The organism is Tichowtungia aerotolerans, assembly GCF_009905215.1.
GTDB lineage: Bacteria > Verrucomicrobiota > Kiritimatiellia > Kiritimatiellales > Tichowtungiaceae > Tichowtungia > Tichowtungia aerotolerans.
On the sequence record NZ_CP047593.1, the window covers coordinates 2,842,321 to 2,857,804 of the forward strand.

General features: G+C 53.7%; 7 protein-coding genes. 6 read left to right on the top strand and 1 reads right to left on the bottom strand.

Going from position 1 to position 15,484, the window contains the following annotated elements; genetic code table 11:
• The first annotated feature begins 170 nt into the window (after positions 1 to 170).
• Positions 171 to 2,039, top strand: coding sequence for a sulfatase (locus tag GT409_RS11635; protein WP_160629247.1), 1,869 nt, complete (start codon positions 171 to 173; stop codon positions 2,037 to 2,039).
• On the opposite strand, the gene GT409_RS11640 is transcribed toward GT409_RS11635, so the two are convergent.
• Positions 2,036 to 2,323, bottom strand: a complete 288-nt coding sequence (locus GT409_RS11640; protein WP_160629248.1) for a substrate-binding domain-containing protein — start codon at positions 2,321 to 2,323, stop codon at positions 2,036 to 2,038. The genes GT409_RS11635 and GT409_RS11640 overlap by 4 nt on opposite strands.
• Positions 2,324 to 2,397: 74 nt before the next feature.
• Between GT409_RS11640 and GT409_RS11645 the strand changes: the two genes are divergently transcribed.
• From GT409_RS11645 to GT409_RS11665, 5 genes are all read left to right on the top strand, one after another.
• Positions 2,398 to 3,903, top strand: coding sequence for a sulfatase family protein (locus GT409_RS11645; RefSeq protein WP_160629249.1), 1,506 nt, complete (start codon positions 2,398 to 2,400; stop codon positions 3,901 to 3,903).
• Positions 3,904 to 5,499 carry a hypothetical protein gene (locus GT409_RS11650; RefSeq protein ID WP_233231545.1) on the top strand — a complete coding sequence of 532 codons (1,596 nt, stop codon included), beginning with the start codon at positions 3,904 to 3,906 and terminating at the stop codon, positions 5,497 to 5,499.
• A gap of 170 nt (positions 5,500 to 5,669) precedes the next feature.
• Positions 5,670 to 9,119, top strand: a complete 3,450-nt coding sequence (locus tag GT409_RS11655; protein WP_160629250.1) for a DUF5722 domain-containing protein — start codon at positions 5,670 to 5,672, stop codon at positions 9,117 to 9,119.
• A gap of 397 nt (positions 9,120 to 9,516) precedes the next feature.
• Positions 9,517 to 13,029 carry a DUF5722 domain-containing protein gene (locus GT409_RS11660; protein WP_160629251.1) on the top strand — a complete coding sequence of 1,171 codons (3,513 nt, stop codon included), beginning with the start codon at positions 9,517 to 9,519 and terminating at the stop codon, positions 13,027 to 13,029.
• Between the two features lie 38 nt (positions 13,030 to 13,067).
• A complete protein-coding gene (locus tag GT409_RS11665) occupies positions 13,068 to 15,479 on the top strand; it encodes an autotransporter outer membrane beta-barrel domain-containing protein (RefSeq protein WP_160629252.1) in 2,412 nt (803 codons plus the stop codon).
• Positions 15,480 to 15,484 lie beyond the last annotated feature (5 nt).

The window sequence follows — 15,484 nt, forward strand, 5'->3', positions numbered from 1 at the left end:
GGGAAGGTGGACTTCGCATTCGGCGCAAACTGTGTCGATTTCGAAAATAATTTCGGTCCGTTTCGGTACTGTTTGGAATGTTTTGTTCGATTCATGAATAAATAACTGGTTTCCGTAGAATTTTATGATTCAATGAAACTGTTTACAGTGTTTGGTTTTGGAGGTTTGATATGGTTAAGAAGTGCTTTTTCGGAATTTCAGCGATGGCAGCTTGCGCGTTGGCGGACAAGCCGATGAACGTGGTGTTTATTCTGGCGGATGATCTGGGATGGTCGGATACCACGCTGTATGGGCATACGAGCCTTTACAAAACACCGAATATTGAGCGGCTGGCGAAGCGCGGTATGACGTTTACGCGGGCGCATTCCAACAGCCCGCTCTGTTCGCCGACACGCGCGAGTATTCTGACCGGGCAGACACCCGCACGTCACGGGTCGACTGCGCCGCAGCACCATCTTGGGACCATGCGGATGGAGCCCTCGGTTAAGCCGTCGGCTCCGCCCGGCAGCAAGGCGCTTGAGACCGAGTCGGTGACGCGCCTCGACACGGCTTTTCCAACCCTTGGAAAAATGGTTCAGGATGCCGGGTACAAAACCGCGCATTTTGGAAAATGGCACCTTGGTCCGGAGCCGTACAGCCCGCTGGAGCACGGTTTTGATGTCGACATCCCGCACTGGCACGGTCCGGGACCGAAGGGCAGTTTTGTTGCGCCGTGGAGCTACCCGCGGCTGCAGCCCAAATCGCCGAAAGAGCACATTGAAGACCGCATGGCCGAAGAGGCCGTAAAATGGCTGGGTTCGGTAGGCAAAAAGCCGTTTTTTATGAACTACTGGCAATTCTCGGTTCATGCGCCGTTTGATGCCAAGGAAGAGCTGATTGAGAAATACCGCAAGGAAATAAACCCCAACGATCCGCAACGCTGCCCGGTTTATGCGGCAATGGTGCATTCGCTCGACGATGCGGTCGGCACGTTGCTCGATGCCATTGACGCAAACGGACTGAGCGATGAAACAATTATCGTTTTTACATCGGATAACGGGGGCAATATGTACAACGAGGTCGAAGGTGAAACCCCGACCAGCAATGCGCCGTTGCGCGGCGGAAAAGCGACGATGTTTGAGGGCGGAATTCGTGTGCCGTGTGTAGTCGTCTGGCCGGGCGTCACGACGCCGGAAAGCCGCTGCGATGAAATCATTCAACTGTCCGATTTTTATCCCACACTGCTGAACGGTCTCGATATTGATCTCCCTGCAGACTGGCCGATTGACGGTGTCGATCTGATGCCGGCACTGAAAGGCGGCACGCTGGGGCGCGATGCCATCTTTACCTATTTTCCGCATTCACCTCCGATTCCGGACTGGCTGCCGCCGGCGATGTCGGTCCATTCCGGAGACTGGAAGCTGATCCGGCTGTTCTGTCAGGGAGAAAACGGCGCGCATGATTATCGGTTGTATAATCTGAAGGAAGACATCGGGGAGAAAAATAATCTGGCGGCGTCCTATCCGGAAAAAGTCAGAACGCTCGATCGGATGATCGAAAACTATATTGAAGAATCCGGCGCGGTGGTTCCGCAGCCCAATCCGAAGTTTAATCCGAAAATGTACGCACCGGAAAATATCGGGGTGCCGAAAGACAAGCAGAAACTGAAAGGGGAGGTGGCCGGATGGATCGGGGCCGGAACCTGCTCTCTGGAGCAGGGAGAAGGAACTCTGGTTGTCAACAGTCGCGGTGAAGACCCGTTTTTGAGTGCGCAGAGGTTTGATGCGGTTAAAGGCGGGCCGTTTAGAATTTGTTTCAGCATGAAGTCCGATTCCAAAGGGACCGGAACAGTGTATTATAACAAACCGGCAGCCGCCGGACGCACGGTGTCATTTCCGGTCCATCACGACGGTGCATATCATGAATATGAGGTAAGCATTCCGGTGGATATGCTGAATGCCGTACGCCTCGATCCATCACGCGGTCCGGGTCGTATGGAAATTGATTGGATTAGAGTTTTTAACAGCTCAGGTGAAGCCGTTTGTGAGTGGGCTTTTTAACGAAAAGGCATTCGTGTTTCGTTAGTTCTAAAGGTCGATTCGCGAATGACCAGCTCTGCGGGAACTTCATAGAAGCCGGGAGTGTAGGGCTTTTGTCCTTCCAACACCTCCAGCAGTTTTTCCGTGGCCTTGTAGGCCATTTGATAGAAAGGAATTTTTACGGTGGACAGCCGGGCGGCTTTTTCGCTGAACAGGTCTATGCCGTTGAAACCCATGAGTGCGATGTCTTCCGGACGTATGATGCGTGTCAGATCCGGGGCAGCGGTGAATCCTGCCTCATCCATGGCTTGTCGAAAGCCTTCCATTCGGTCGCGAATGGCGATATTGCTGTGGAATCTAAGCCGTTGGGGAGACAGAGATGAAAAAGAGTGGGAAAATAAGGTATAAAACAGTGGCTGCCATGATCGGTTTGGTTGTCGGGTTGGGCCAGGCAGCTGCAGAAAAAAAACCTAATATATTATATATTATGGCGGACGACCAGCGTTATGACACGCTGGGCTGCACTGGCAATCCGGTGCTGAAGACACCGAACATCGACAGGCTGGCCGAGCAGGGGGTGAGTTTCAGCAAGGCGTTTGCCACCACACCGATCTGCTGTGTCAGTCGCGTCTCTGTTCTGACCGGTCAGTATGCCCGCCGTCACGGTGTGCATGACTTTTTCACCCAGGTTCCAGACCTTGGAAAAACCTATCCGGGCATCCTGCAGCAGAACGGATACTACACCGGTTTTATCGGCAAGTGGGGCACCGATGAGCAGAATCAGGAATACTTTCAGCGCGTTTCCTCCTTTTTCGATTTCTGGGGCGGTTCAATGCATCAGTCCAACTACTGGCATGAGCGTGACTGCCGGTTTGTGAAAAACAACGGTACGACCGATCGCACGGAATTCCAATGCGACTGTCCGCCCGATGCGCGCGGCGCCAAAGGAGAGCAGACTCGGGTCGGTCGCAAAAACATCCAAGACCCGATCCATCAGGAAATCCACGTGATTCCGCAAAAGGTGGAGCAGTTCCTATCGCAGCGCGATGCGGACAAGCCGTTCTGCCTTTCGATCAGCCTGAAGGCGCCGCATGGCCCGTGGGGCGATTATGCGGATGAGGTAAAGCATTTGTTCGAGGGAGTTGCGCTGCCGGTCAAGGCATCGGTTGATGTCACCGATGCGGAGAACCGCCCGGACTTTCTCAAAAACTCGCTGATGAATCCGCAGCGCGGATCAAAGCTGGTGCGCGATCCAAAAATGCTGCAGGAGGAGATGCGTCACTATTACCGCCTGATCGCCGGGATCGATATCTGCATGGGCAAAATTCTGGCATCCTTAAAGGAGCATGATGTGGATGACAACACCGTCATCATCTACACCTCCGACCACGGACACTTTCTCGGCGAACACGGCTTTGACGGGAAATGGCTGCTCTACGAAGAGTCGGCGCATATTCCGATGATTCTCTACGATCCGCGAAACCCGGTGCAGGCACAGACGAGCGACGAGCTGGCGCTGCTGATTGATATGGCTCCAACCATGCTTGATTTGGCGGAGATCAAAGTGCCGAAGGACATGCAGGGTAAGAGTCTTTTGTTGCAGCTGACCGATCCAGCGCAGCCTCTGCGCGACTCCTTTTTCATGGAGCACCTGTACGGTCATGGGCCGAAGCCGCCGAATCACATTGAACGCTCGGAAGGTGTGCGCACCCGCCGTTGGAAATACATCAACTATATCGATCAGTCCGGCCCGCAGTCGGAAGAACTCTATGACTTAGAAAATGATCCGATGGAAATGCATAATCTTGCAGGGAACCCTGAATTTACTGTGCAGTTCAAAAAAATAAGCAGTCAATGGCGTCGTTATCGCGAGGAGCTGAAGTAAATGAAGATAAAAGTTTTACTCGGTTGCGGGGTTGTTTTTGCGGGCATGGTTTTTGCAAACCCATGGCCGGCGACGGATTCGCTGGGGCGCAAGCTGCCGACGCATGAAGAAGTCGGCGCTCCGCGAAAAGATCGCTATGTGGCGATGTTTTATTTTCTTTGGCAATACCAGCATTCGAAAACCGGCCCGCACGATATCACAAAGATTCTGGCTGAGCACCCGGAGGCGCGTCAGGATGCCGATCATCCGGCATGGGGCCCGCCTGGTCATTATCATCATTTTTCCGAACCGCTGTTCGGCTATTATCGGTCAACCGATGAGTGGGTCTATCGAAAACATGCCGAAATGCTGGCTGATGCGGATATTGATGTGATCGTTTTCGATTGCAGCAACAACTTTACTTACAAGGAAAGCTACATGGCGCTGTGCCGGGCCTTTGATCAGGCACAGCGGGATGGAGTGGATGTCCCGAAGATTGCTTTCCTCTGCCGCTTCGGCCCAAATTGGCCGGGAGAGGTGGTTGAAATTTATAACGACCTCTATGGGCCGGGGCTGTATGAAAACCTCTGGTTTCACTGGAAAGGTAAGCCGCTGATTATGGCGTATCCCGAGAATGTACCGGATGAGATTCAGGACTTTTTCACTTTTCGCGCGCCCATGCCGACTTACTTCGACGGGCCGTCGCGCCCCGACCACTGGAGCTGGGCGCAGGTTTGTCCGCAGCATTCATTTGGCGGCACCAAAAGGCATCCCGAACAGATGGCGGTTGCTGTTGCGCAGAATGCCGTAGCAGGGAAACTGTCGGCGCTCAGCCATCCCGACGCGCAGGGACGCAGTTTTCATAAAGGGAAAGACGATACGCGCCCGGATGCTTACCAGTATGGGTTTAACTTTGAGGAGCAGTGGGATTACGCGTTGGAGAAAGACCCGGAACTGATCTTTGTGACCGGCTGGAACGAATGGGTCGCCATGCGCCTGAACGCATTCAACGGTTATGAAGCCCCGGTCGTATTTGTCGATTTGTTCGATGTTGAGCACAGCCGCGACATTGAACCGATGAAGGGAGGCTACGGCGATCTCTATTATTACCAGCTGGTTTCCAATGTTCGGAAATTCAAGGGAATGGAGGCTCCGGACACATCGGGAACCTACTCCGACTATCGCGGCGATACCATGCACCGCGACCATCCGGGGTGGGGCGACAAGCTGCACTACATCGACCAACAGGGTCGCAACGATATCATCAAGACAGCTGTCATGCACGATTCCGAATTTGTGCGTTTTCGCGTTGAAACCGCCGCGCCATTGACGCCGCCGGAAGGTGACTCGTGGATGCTGCTTCTGATCGACACCGACCGTTCCAGAAAAACGGGCTGGGAAGGCTACGACCTGACGGTTGATTTCCGCAGTTCCAACTATTGGAAACTCGAGGACAACACGCTCGAGCTCGCCATTGAGCGGGAGAAATTCGGCGACACCCTCGATTTTGAATTCAAGTGGGTGGACAACCTGAACCGCCTCGGCGATATCATGGATTTTTATACCTGCGGCGACACCGCGCCCGGCGGACGGTTTAACTACCGCTTTTGCGAATAGAGGTGCGCGCCAGGTCGGGTGGTTATTTCATTTTGATCTTGAATGACACTGTTTACAGCGCTATAAATTTGGTTCAAAAGAAAGGTGGGGGCATGAGGCTTTGTTCGTTTCATTTTGTGTTGCTGTTTGGGAGCCTTTTCTTCGGAAATCCTCAGGTTTTTGGCGCCGGAATGACACTGATTAAGGCTTCTGATTCTGACATTACGGTTCAGCTTAACGAAGCGGTTTCAGGCACGGTGAATCTTTTGGAGATTGAGCCCTACGATACGCTCAACCCGCTGCGGGGATTGACGAGCAACCGGCCGGACTGTCAGGCGCTGGATTTGTCGAACGACGGATTTCTCCGGGTGACCTTTATCGACCCCGCACCGGCCGGATTTGATCCGCAAATTGAGTTTAAAGATTATCCGGTAAATGCAGATTATGTCGGACAGTTTTCGATGCGTGTCCGGGTCTCGAGGACGCAGAGTGGGGCGGATATGCCGTTTCGAATTTTCGGGCTTCCGGCTTATCAGGACATTTTGGTTCCGGCGGACGGGGCCTGGCATATTGTCCGCGTCGACATGACGACGACGAATTGGAGTGGAACGTCCCGTATATTGCGGATCGATCCGGCTAATGCGCAGAGCTTTGCTGTCAATTCGAATACCGTAGTAGATATCGACTGGGCGGCGGTGACCTATCGCGACGATTTTGACGGCAGTCGCAACCACACCGGCTTTGATGTATTTATCGACCTGGGAATGCCGGAGCCGTCTTGGTCCGGAACGGCTCAACGCGAAATCGTGCTTTCACGATACAACGGGGTGCGCGACCGGCTTTACTCCAAATACATTTTAACAGATGCCGGAACCAATCAGATCGGTCATGCGCGGTTTGTAACCGATCTGTCCGAGCTTTTATACAGCGAAGACTCGCTGCAGGGATGGACTGCGCTGAATGTCAATAACGGTATCATGGAGCCGGTGGTTTCCGGTGGCATTTTAGCCGCGCAATACCAGGCCCCGACTTCGGGCTCGCCATGGGATCCCGGAGTTCAGGACGGTGCGCCGTTGCGGGTGGATATGGATGTCGCCAAAGAATTTGCGATGAAGTATCGCATTGCCGGTTACAGCGGCAGTTTTTCGACCGTGCCGATGGCGCTCTACGGATTTGTGCTGGGTGAGCTCGGCACGGCGCGTCAAGAAGATGTGCTGATTCCGGACGGCGAGTGGCATGTGTACCGCACGCGGCTGGATCAGTCTGTCGGAGCACTGAGCTGGCACGGCGATGTAAAAATCCGCCTGGATGTGCCCAACAGTGATCCGGGCAACTATCCGTCGAGCCATTTCATTGGCGGCAGCATTGAACTCGACTGGGTATCGGTTTCCGATGACGCACGGTTTACACCGTCGCAACCGCTGTGCGATGGCGGGCAGGTTTGGACCTTTGAGGATGATCGTACCTTTGCGCTTTCCGACGGCGGTGGGTTTAAGGGAACGGACGGGACGGTTCTGACTGATAAAGCTGATCTGGGCATTCAGAAAAACAAAATGAATTTTCTGCAGAAAAATGCGCTTAATCTGTCTCTTTCTCCGGGGACAACCTGGGCGGTGGACGAGTTCGATATCGGTATCAATGCCAGTTATGTTCACAACAATATGGGAGATGACATTCGTTATGCCTCTGCCAACGGCATGGCAACGATTATTACCTCATTGAATTCGCTGGGGGATTATTGGCTCGATGAAGGCACTGCCGATCAGCGTTTCAATCCACTGCGTAATCCACTTTCTTCCACGAACGCACCCAACACATTTTCGGTGGCGCATAATGTGATGGACCCGGTCGGGCTGGCACATTATCGCGGCACGATGGAATACCTCGGCAGATATTTTTCGGATCCGTCCGGCAAGAACGGCGAGCTGTATCGTTTTACGATCGGTAACGAGCTCGATCAGCACTGGGCTTGGTATAACCTCGGTGAAATCACAATGGAAGAGGTTGTGGAAATCTATCTCACCTCCTGCCGCATTGCCGACCTGGCGCTGCGTTCGCAGCATCCCGATTACCGCATTTATCTTTCGTTCACTCATTACTGGGACAAACTCGGCGGCATCGCGGATCCGTTGAAGTGCGCAAATATGCGCGATTTCCTCGATCTGTTCGCCGCACGCGCCAAAGAAGAGGGCGATTTCCCGTGGGCGCTGTGCATTCATCCGTATCCGCAAAGCCTGTTTGATCCCACCTTCTGGGATGACACCGGGCCGACGGATTCGTTTGATACAGAATATATGACCTTCAAAAATCTGCAGGTGGCGCGGCGCTATCTGCAGCAGGAGTCCATGCTCTATAATGGACAGGTACGTGGCATCAACCTCGGCGAACAAGGGTTCCATGTGGCCGTCGACGGCGACGCCGAAGATGAAGCCATCCAGGCGGCGGCAATGGCTTATTCCCATAAAATTGTTGAGCAGGTGCCGGATATCGAGGCCTACCTCTACCATCGTCAGGTCGACCATTCGCTGGAGGGAACCCTGCGCTTTGGTATCTGGGCGGACAATCCGGATGTCGACGGCCAACAGCTGTTCCGCCGGCGTCCGTCGTGGTATGTGCTGCGCGATTACGGCACTGATAATGAGTCAGCAACTCTGGATCCGTATCTGGCATATCTGCCGATCAGCAGCTGGGACGACATCAATCTGGCCGATATCAAACTCGATTATGACTTCGATGAACCGGATCCGAACATTACCACGATCCAACTTCCAATGTTTGGAACTGCCAACGGTGTCTTCTATGGAACAGTCGCCACCAACGACCCGCAGATGATCAACGCCAATATCAACACCTATGGTGACGGACAGGAAACCTTGCTGCTGCGTCTGAAAGCCGAGCGCAGCGGCAACTGGCAGCTGTTCTGGAAAAACGCCGGCGATGTCGCGTTTGCTCAGGCCCGATCAGCTCTGATCCCGGTTTCCGCATCCACTGTTTTTCAGATTGTCTCCGCTGATTTGTCGACCAACGCTCTTTGGGTCGGTCAGAATCTTAAAGCGTGGCGACTGGATCCCGTCGGTTCGACCACTGCTTATGACTTTGAACTCGATTACATCAAGTTCGGCCCCGCCGGAGATTTTGATGGTGACGGCATTACAGATGCTCTGGAATCTTCCGCCGACTCGGATGGCGACGGCCTGCCGGACTTTGCCGACACCGACTCCAACAACAACGGCTGGAGCGACACCCGTGAAGCTTCCAGAGGATGGAATGCTGCGTCTGATGATACGGATGGCGACGGCATGTCCAATGAGTGGGAAATTCAATACGGCTTTGATCCGCATGACGCACTGGAAGCGCAGTGGGATTTCGATGGCGACGGTTACGACTCGCTCGCTGAACACATTGCCCTGACCGATCCGGAAAACGGACTCGACTATTTCGTAATCGATGGTGTTGGCGAAGCCGTTGTTACGGTCGATGCCAAGGCCGGGCGCACCTACACGCTGCTTGCGGCAGCCAATCTGGTTTCCAATGTCTGGAATCCGGTGGATGTGCAGACGGTCGCCGTTGATGGTCCGCTGGTTCTGGTGGATACGAACGACACGGAAACAGCCGTGTACAGGGTGCGGGTGAGTAAATAGACTCTCTTGTATTGCGGCGTTGCCGGATACCGTAAAAGCTTGTTCATCTGATTGGTTCGGTGCCGTGTGGGGGATCCTTCGGCGCAAGCTGTGTTTATCAGGGAAACGTCGCCACCCCGAACAATTGGTTCGACACCGCCAGCGGGAGTGATGCCGGCGGTGGAATCTGGTGGCTACGGATGATAACGCATTGTTTATTTCTAAACGGGACATGTTTTGCAGATGGTTTCGATGTGCTTCAGGGCGCGGGGCTGTCTGCACGGTAATCTCTGCTCAAACGGATTTCTGCAGATTTTGATTGTTAGCGGCTTCCTGTGGCGGAATCGCCTCTGTTTATTTTTGTTCTTGAGTGATACAGTTTACAGTATTATACGTATGTGTTGAATGAGAGGTGGTAATGCGTATTTTTTCTGTAAATGTTTTTGTGTTTCTTATATTGGTTTTTTCCGGAATCCTGCCGGTTTTCGGGGCCGGAATGACGCTGATTAAAACTTCTGATTCTGACATTACAATTCAGCTTGATGAGTCGGTTTCCGGCAGTATCAAACTTCTGGAAATTGAGCCCTATGATACATTGAATCCTTTGCGCGGACTGGTTCAGAATCGGGCGGATTGTCAGCAGCTGGATTTGTCCAATGACGGGTTTCTGCGGATGACGTTTCTGAACGGAAGTCCGTTCGATCCCCAGATTTATTTTCCGGATTATCCAATCAATGCCGATTATGTGGGCCAGTTCAGCATGCGTGTGCGAGTGAGCGGCACACAGGGCGGGGCGGATATGCCGTTCCGGATTTTCGGTCTGCCTCTTACTGCGGATTATCAGGATTTTAATGTGCCGGCAGACGGCGAGTGGCACATTGTGCGCGCAGATGTCATGAACTGGAGCGGAACGCGCTCGTTGCGGATTGATCCGGCAAATGCTCAGGACTATGCCATCAATTCGAATGCCGTGGTTGATATCGATTGGGTGGCGGTGACATATCGAAATGATTTTTCCGGCGACCGCCATCATACGGGTTTGGATGTGTTTATCGATCTGGGAATGCCGGAACCGTCCTGGTCGGGAAGCGCGCAGCCGGAAATTGTTTTGCCGCGCTATAACGGGGTGCGCGACCGACTTTACTCCAAGTATATTCTGACTGATGGGGCGACCAATCAGGTTGGGAGTGCCCGTTATGTGACGGACCTGTCCGGGCTGTCTTATCGTCAGGATTCACTGCAGAACTGGTCTTCACTGAATACGGCCAACGGTGTGACTGCCGCAGCGGTTTCCAACGGGATTCTGTCGGTACACTATCAGCTGCCTGCAGGAACCTGGGATCCGGGGGTTCAGGAGAGCGGAGCGCGTCGCATCGATATGGATGTTGCACAGGAATTTGCGATGAAATACCGGATCAGCGGCTATACTGGCGGGTTGTCAACGGTATCGCTTGGTGTGTTTGGTTTTGTGTTGGGAGAGGACGGCCCTGCCCGGCAGGGCGATGTACTGATTCCGGACGGGGAGTGGCATGTGTTTCGGACGACACTGGACAGTTCAATCGGTACGTTGACATGGCACGGGGATGTTCGAATTCGCGTCGATGTTCCCAACGCAGGCACTGCGGGTTCTCAGGCTTCGGATTTTGCCGGCGGAACTTTTGAGCTGGACTGGCTTGCTGTTTCTGATGATGCGCTGTTTACACCGTCGCGGCCGCTGTGTGAGGGCGGGCAGGTTTGGACGTTTGAGGATGACCGGACTTATTCTCTTTCCGACGGCGGCGGATTCAAGGGAACGGACGGATCGGTTCTGACCGACAAAACCGATCTGGGCATCCAGAAAAACAAGATGAATTTTCTGCAGAAAAACGCGCTGAATCTGTCTCTGTCTCCCAGTACGACTTGGGCGGTGGATGAGTTTGATGTCGGTATTAACGCAAACTATGTTCACAATAACCTGGGAGAGGATATTCGGTATGTCACAGCCAACGGTATGGCCACGATCATTACCTCGCTGAATTCTTTAGGGGATTATTGGCTTGATGAAGGGACGGCCGATCAACGTTTCAACCCGTTGCGCAACCCGCTGTCTTCCCCTAGTTCTCCAAACTCGTTTTCTGTTGCTCATAACGTGATGGACCCGGTTGGACTGGCGTATTATCGAGGTACGATGGAATACCTGGGCCGTTACTTTTCCGATCCATCCGGCGTAAACGGGGAACTGTATCGGTTTACCGTTGGAAACGAACTGGACCAGCATTGGAGCTGGTACAACGTCGGCGAAATGGAAATGGAAGAGGTGGTGGAAATCTACCTCGTTTCCTGTCGCATCGCCGACCTCGCGCTGCGCTCGCAGCATCCCGATTACCGAATCTATCTATCGTTTACTCATTACTGGGACATGCTGGGCGGAAATGTCGGAGCATTGAAGGCCTGTAATATGCGCGACTTCCTTGATCTGTTTGCAGCGCGCGCCAAAGAGGAGGGCGACTTCCCATGGGCACTCTGTCTTCACCCGTATCCGCAAAGCCTGCTTGATCCCACGTTCTGGGATGATCCCGGTCCGGTTGATTCGTTCGATACGGAATATGTCACCTTCAAAAACCTGCAGGTGGCCCGCCGTTATCTGCAGCAGGAATCCATGCTCTATAACGGGCAGGTGCGCGGCATCAACCTCGGCGAACAGGGGTTCCATGTGGCCGTCGATGGCGACGCCGAAGATGAAGCCATTCAGGCTGCTGCAATGGCCTATTCGCACAAAATCGTTGAGCAGATCCCAAACATGGAGGCTTATCTGTATCACCGACAGGTCGACCTCTCACTCGAGGGCAATTTGCGTTTCGGCCTGTGGGCCGATAATCCGGACATTGACGGGGCACAGCTGTTCCGCCGCCGCCCATCCTGGTATGTTCTGCGCGATTATGGAACCACCAACGAGGCCGTGCAGTTTGATCCGTACCTGTCGTACCTGCCGCTCAGCAGTTGGGATGAAATCAATTTGGCCGATATTGCACTCCGTTATGAGTTCAATGCTCCGGATCCTGATTTCACATCGGAGCAAATTGATGCATTTCAGATTACCGATGGAGTCTGCCGCGGAACGGTGAGCGGTTTGGATCCAAAAATTCAGAACCTGAACGTCAACACCTACGGGGACGGGCAGGAAACCTGTATTCTCCGAATCAAGACGGCGAAGTCCGGCAGCTGGCAGTTGTTCTGGCGCAAGGCAGGAGGTACGTTCAATCAGACTCAACCTATCTCGTTTTCGGTGACGGCTTCCGGTGAGTTTTCCGTTTATCAGTTTGACCTTTCTGCGGATACGAACTGGTGCGGAGCCAACATTACCGGCTGGCGACTGGATCCCGTCGGCTCGTCAACCGCTTACGACTTTGAAATCGATTATATGTATTTTGGCCCTGCCGGCGATTTCGACGGAGACGGCATCGCTGACGCTCTGGAATCTACCGCCGATTCCGATGGTGACGGCCTGCCGGACTTTGCTGATACCGATTCCAACAACAACGGCTGGAGCGATGCGCGGGAAGTTTCCAACGGTTGGAATCCTGTTTCGTCCGATACGGATGGCGACGGCCTTTCCAATGAGTGGGAAATTCAGTACGGCTTCGACCCACACGATGCACTTGAATCGGCATGGGATCTCGATGCCGACGGCTATGACACACTCGCCGAGCATATCGCGCTGACTGATCCGGTCGACGGACAGGACTATTTTGTGATTGATGGAGCGGCCGGTCCGGCGGTTTCAGTCGTTGCCAAAGCCGGGCGCACATACACGCTGCTGGCCTGCACCAACCTGTCTTCCAATGTTTGGAAGGCAGTGGATGTGCAGGCAGTCGCCATCGATGGGCTGCTGGTTCTGGTGGATACGAACGACACGGAAACAGCCATGTACAGGGTGCGGGTGAGTAAATAGCCTCTTTTGTATTGCGGTGTTGCCGGATATCGTGAGCTATGAATAAAAAGCTTATTCATCTGATTGGTTCGGTGCTGTGCGGGGTGTCATTCGGCGCAAACTATGTTTATCAGGGAAACGGCGGCGATCCGAACGACTGGTATGATGATGCCAATTGGAGTGATGCTGCCGGTTTAGCCGACTGGCCGACGGCGGCAGATAATGCCCTTTTTATGTCTGAGCTCGATATGACCATTTCTCAAATTGTGCCGGTACATGGTCAGCTTCAGACTGGTCGTGGAGCAACCAATACGGTAACGATTGCCGCCGGTGGAGTTGTGTCCAATTCGAATCAGACGATTGCCGGCATTGTCGACAACGGAGAAGGTCATTTTGTTGTTGATGGCGGAACACTGGTGACCAAGGCGCTTCGTTTGAATGTGTTTGGGGGAGCCACGGTGTTGAGTTCAGGAACCCGCTTCGAACTTAAGAGCGGAGCTGTGCATGTCGATTCATCTTTTGGCGGCGATAACGCGGGTGATGTTGATCTGGGACTCAACGAGTCGGCCACCATGGAGGTTTCCGGCGGTTCACTGATGGTTGATAACAATCTCGATTTTACCGACGGATTCCTGAAGATCGTAGGGGCTTCAGGTTTCATCCAAATCGGGAATACATTGCAGCTGGGTACTGGAACAGGTTCGAGCACACAACTGTCTTTTGAACTAAATGGTTCCGGGTTGGTTTCAACCGTGTTTGCCGATGCCTTTTCTCTGCTGGGAGTTACGACACTGGAAGTGGATGCGTCTCAGGCTTCATGCGGTGATGTTTTGAACCTGGTCCTGATTGATCTGGCGAATGACACGTTCAGTATTTCGGAATTCAGCGCGCTTTCAAATGCGCTGACAACAGTCAATGTTCGTAGTGGGACTTTGTCCCTGAGCGGCGACGGCAGGCAATTGCTTTTTTCCGGAATTGCTGAAGGAACGCGGATTGTTTCAGCGAGTGTGTCCGAGAACTTTTTGAAGCTGGATGTTGAGACAACAGATTCTCCGTCCGATCTTTTTGTGGTTGGGTGCACCAACTTGAATTCCGGGTGGCGTTCGATTGCGTATGCGACAAATGCGACGGGTGGACTTCAGGCCGATCTTTCGCGTGCCCCGACCGTTGGCACCAATCGGACGGTTTACGTGCCGGCCACTACCCAGCAGGCGTTTTACAGCATCGAACGTTCTCCGCTTGATGACTGGTTTGTTGTGGCCGCCGAGAATGATCCGGCGGCAACAACGCATGAGCTTTCCTCTGGCGGGTTTGAGCTCGGTATTTCTTCCCTTGGCGGGGGATATATCAATCGCCTGGCTTTACCGGGCATCGGCGATACGATGGGGCCTGTGGCCGATCGTTTTGGGCGAGGCGGGCAGTCCGCGATTCGCGATTATCTGCACGGCCAGCGCTATAACCCGACACAGGCCGGTTTCAGTGATCCGGCCGGAACGGTGTGTCGCGTTCTTGAAACGCTTGACGATTCTGCGCTTGTGGTTGCGCCGCGGCCCTGCGTTCTGTTCCGCGGCGACGGCCAGATGGATTTCACGGAATGGGAAAACCTGGTGGATGATGGTTACACGGAGTCCGGCGGCTCCAACGACTGGGACACGATTGACGAGAGCCTGCTGCCCGGGAAACAGGCAACCGAGATTACGAGCGAGTTTGATTATTTCTGTACCTATGAGGATCGGGCGGGTGCGGACGGCATTACGATTCCCTGCTTTCGGCATTATTATGAATACCGCTATGTGCGCGATCCGGGGCACTGCATTCTTCAGCATAATCTCGGCCCGCTGTTCGATCCCGTTACCGGAGAAGTGACGGATCTTTCTGTGACGGAACCCGTCGGGATTTATCCCGCAACATCGAATGATCTGGGCGTTCTTCAGTTTTCGATTTCCATCCGAATGGATCGTGATCTGTGGGCTCCGCTATACCGTGGATTGGTAAACGGTCCAACGATCGGCGATTTGTCCATGCAGGAGCGCGGCAGCAATGTGGCCGTGCGCGCGTTTCATCGGGATGCGTCTTTGGCAGAGCGAACGCCGGGATTTGCACTGCCCAATTATGCTCAGATACAGGTGCCGTTGCTGATTTTGTCAGAATCGTCCGATATTGATCAGGGCGGTGCTCTGGGACTCTATTTCCCGGATAGTGAGATCAATACGGAATCGGTTGTCGGTGTGGATGAGAACAGTGGCGCGATTTTATACAGGGATGACCGCCGCCTTCATGTGGAATTGCGCGACAGTCCGTTTCGCATTCCGACCATGCAGTGGGACGGGTTCCGCGGCTATCTGCTGGGGATGCTCAATCCGACCCGCACGCCGGCCGGAACGGTCGAGGTGCTTCGCGGGGAATTTTATCTGTTGAACGGATCACCCCGTGAAATTTTTGAGAACGCCCAGCGGATTCAGCCGTTTTAAAAGTG

Excerpts from the sequence above, each read along its gene's own strand:
- GT409_RS11645 (WP_160629249.1), top strand. The coding sequence starts at position 2,398 with ATGAAAAAGAGTGGGAAAATAAGGTATAAAACAGTGGCTGCCATGATC.
- GT409_RS11650 (WP_233231545.1), top strand. The coding sequence starts at position 3,904 with ATGAAGATAAAAGTTTTACTCGGTTGCGGGGTTGTTTTTGCGGGCATG.
- GT409_RS11635 (WP_160629247.1), top strand. The coding sequence starts at position 171 with ATGGTTAAGAAGTGCTTTTTCGGAATTTCAGCGATGGCAGCTTGCGCG.
- GT409_RS11640 (WP_160629248.1), bottom strand. The coding sequence starts at position 2,323 with ATGGATGAGGCAGGATTCACCGCTGCCCCGGATCTGACACGCATCATA.
- GT409_RS11655 (WP_160629250.1), top strand. The coding sequence starts at position 5,670 with ATGACACTGATTAAGGCTTCTGATTCTGACATTACGGTTCAGCTTAAC.
- GT409_RS11660 (WP_160629251.1), top strand. The coding sequence starts at position 9,517 with ATGCGTATTTTTTCTGTAAATGTTTTTGTGTTTCTTATATTGGTTTTT.
- GT409_RS11665 (WP_160629252.1), top strand. The coding sequence starts at position 13,068 with ATGAATAAAAAGCTTATTCATCTGATTGGTTCGGTGCTGTGCGGGGTG.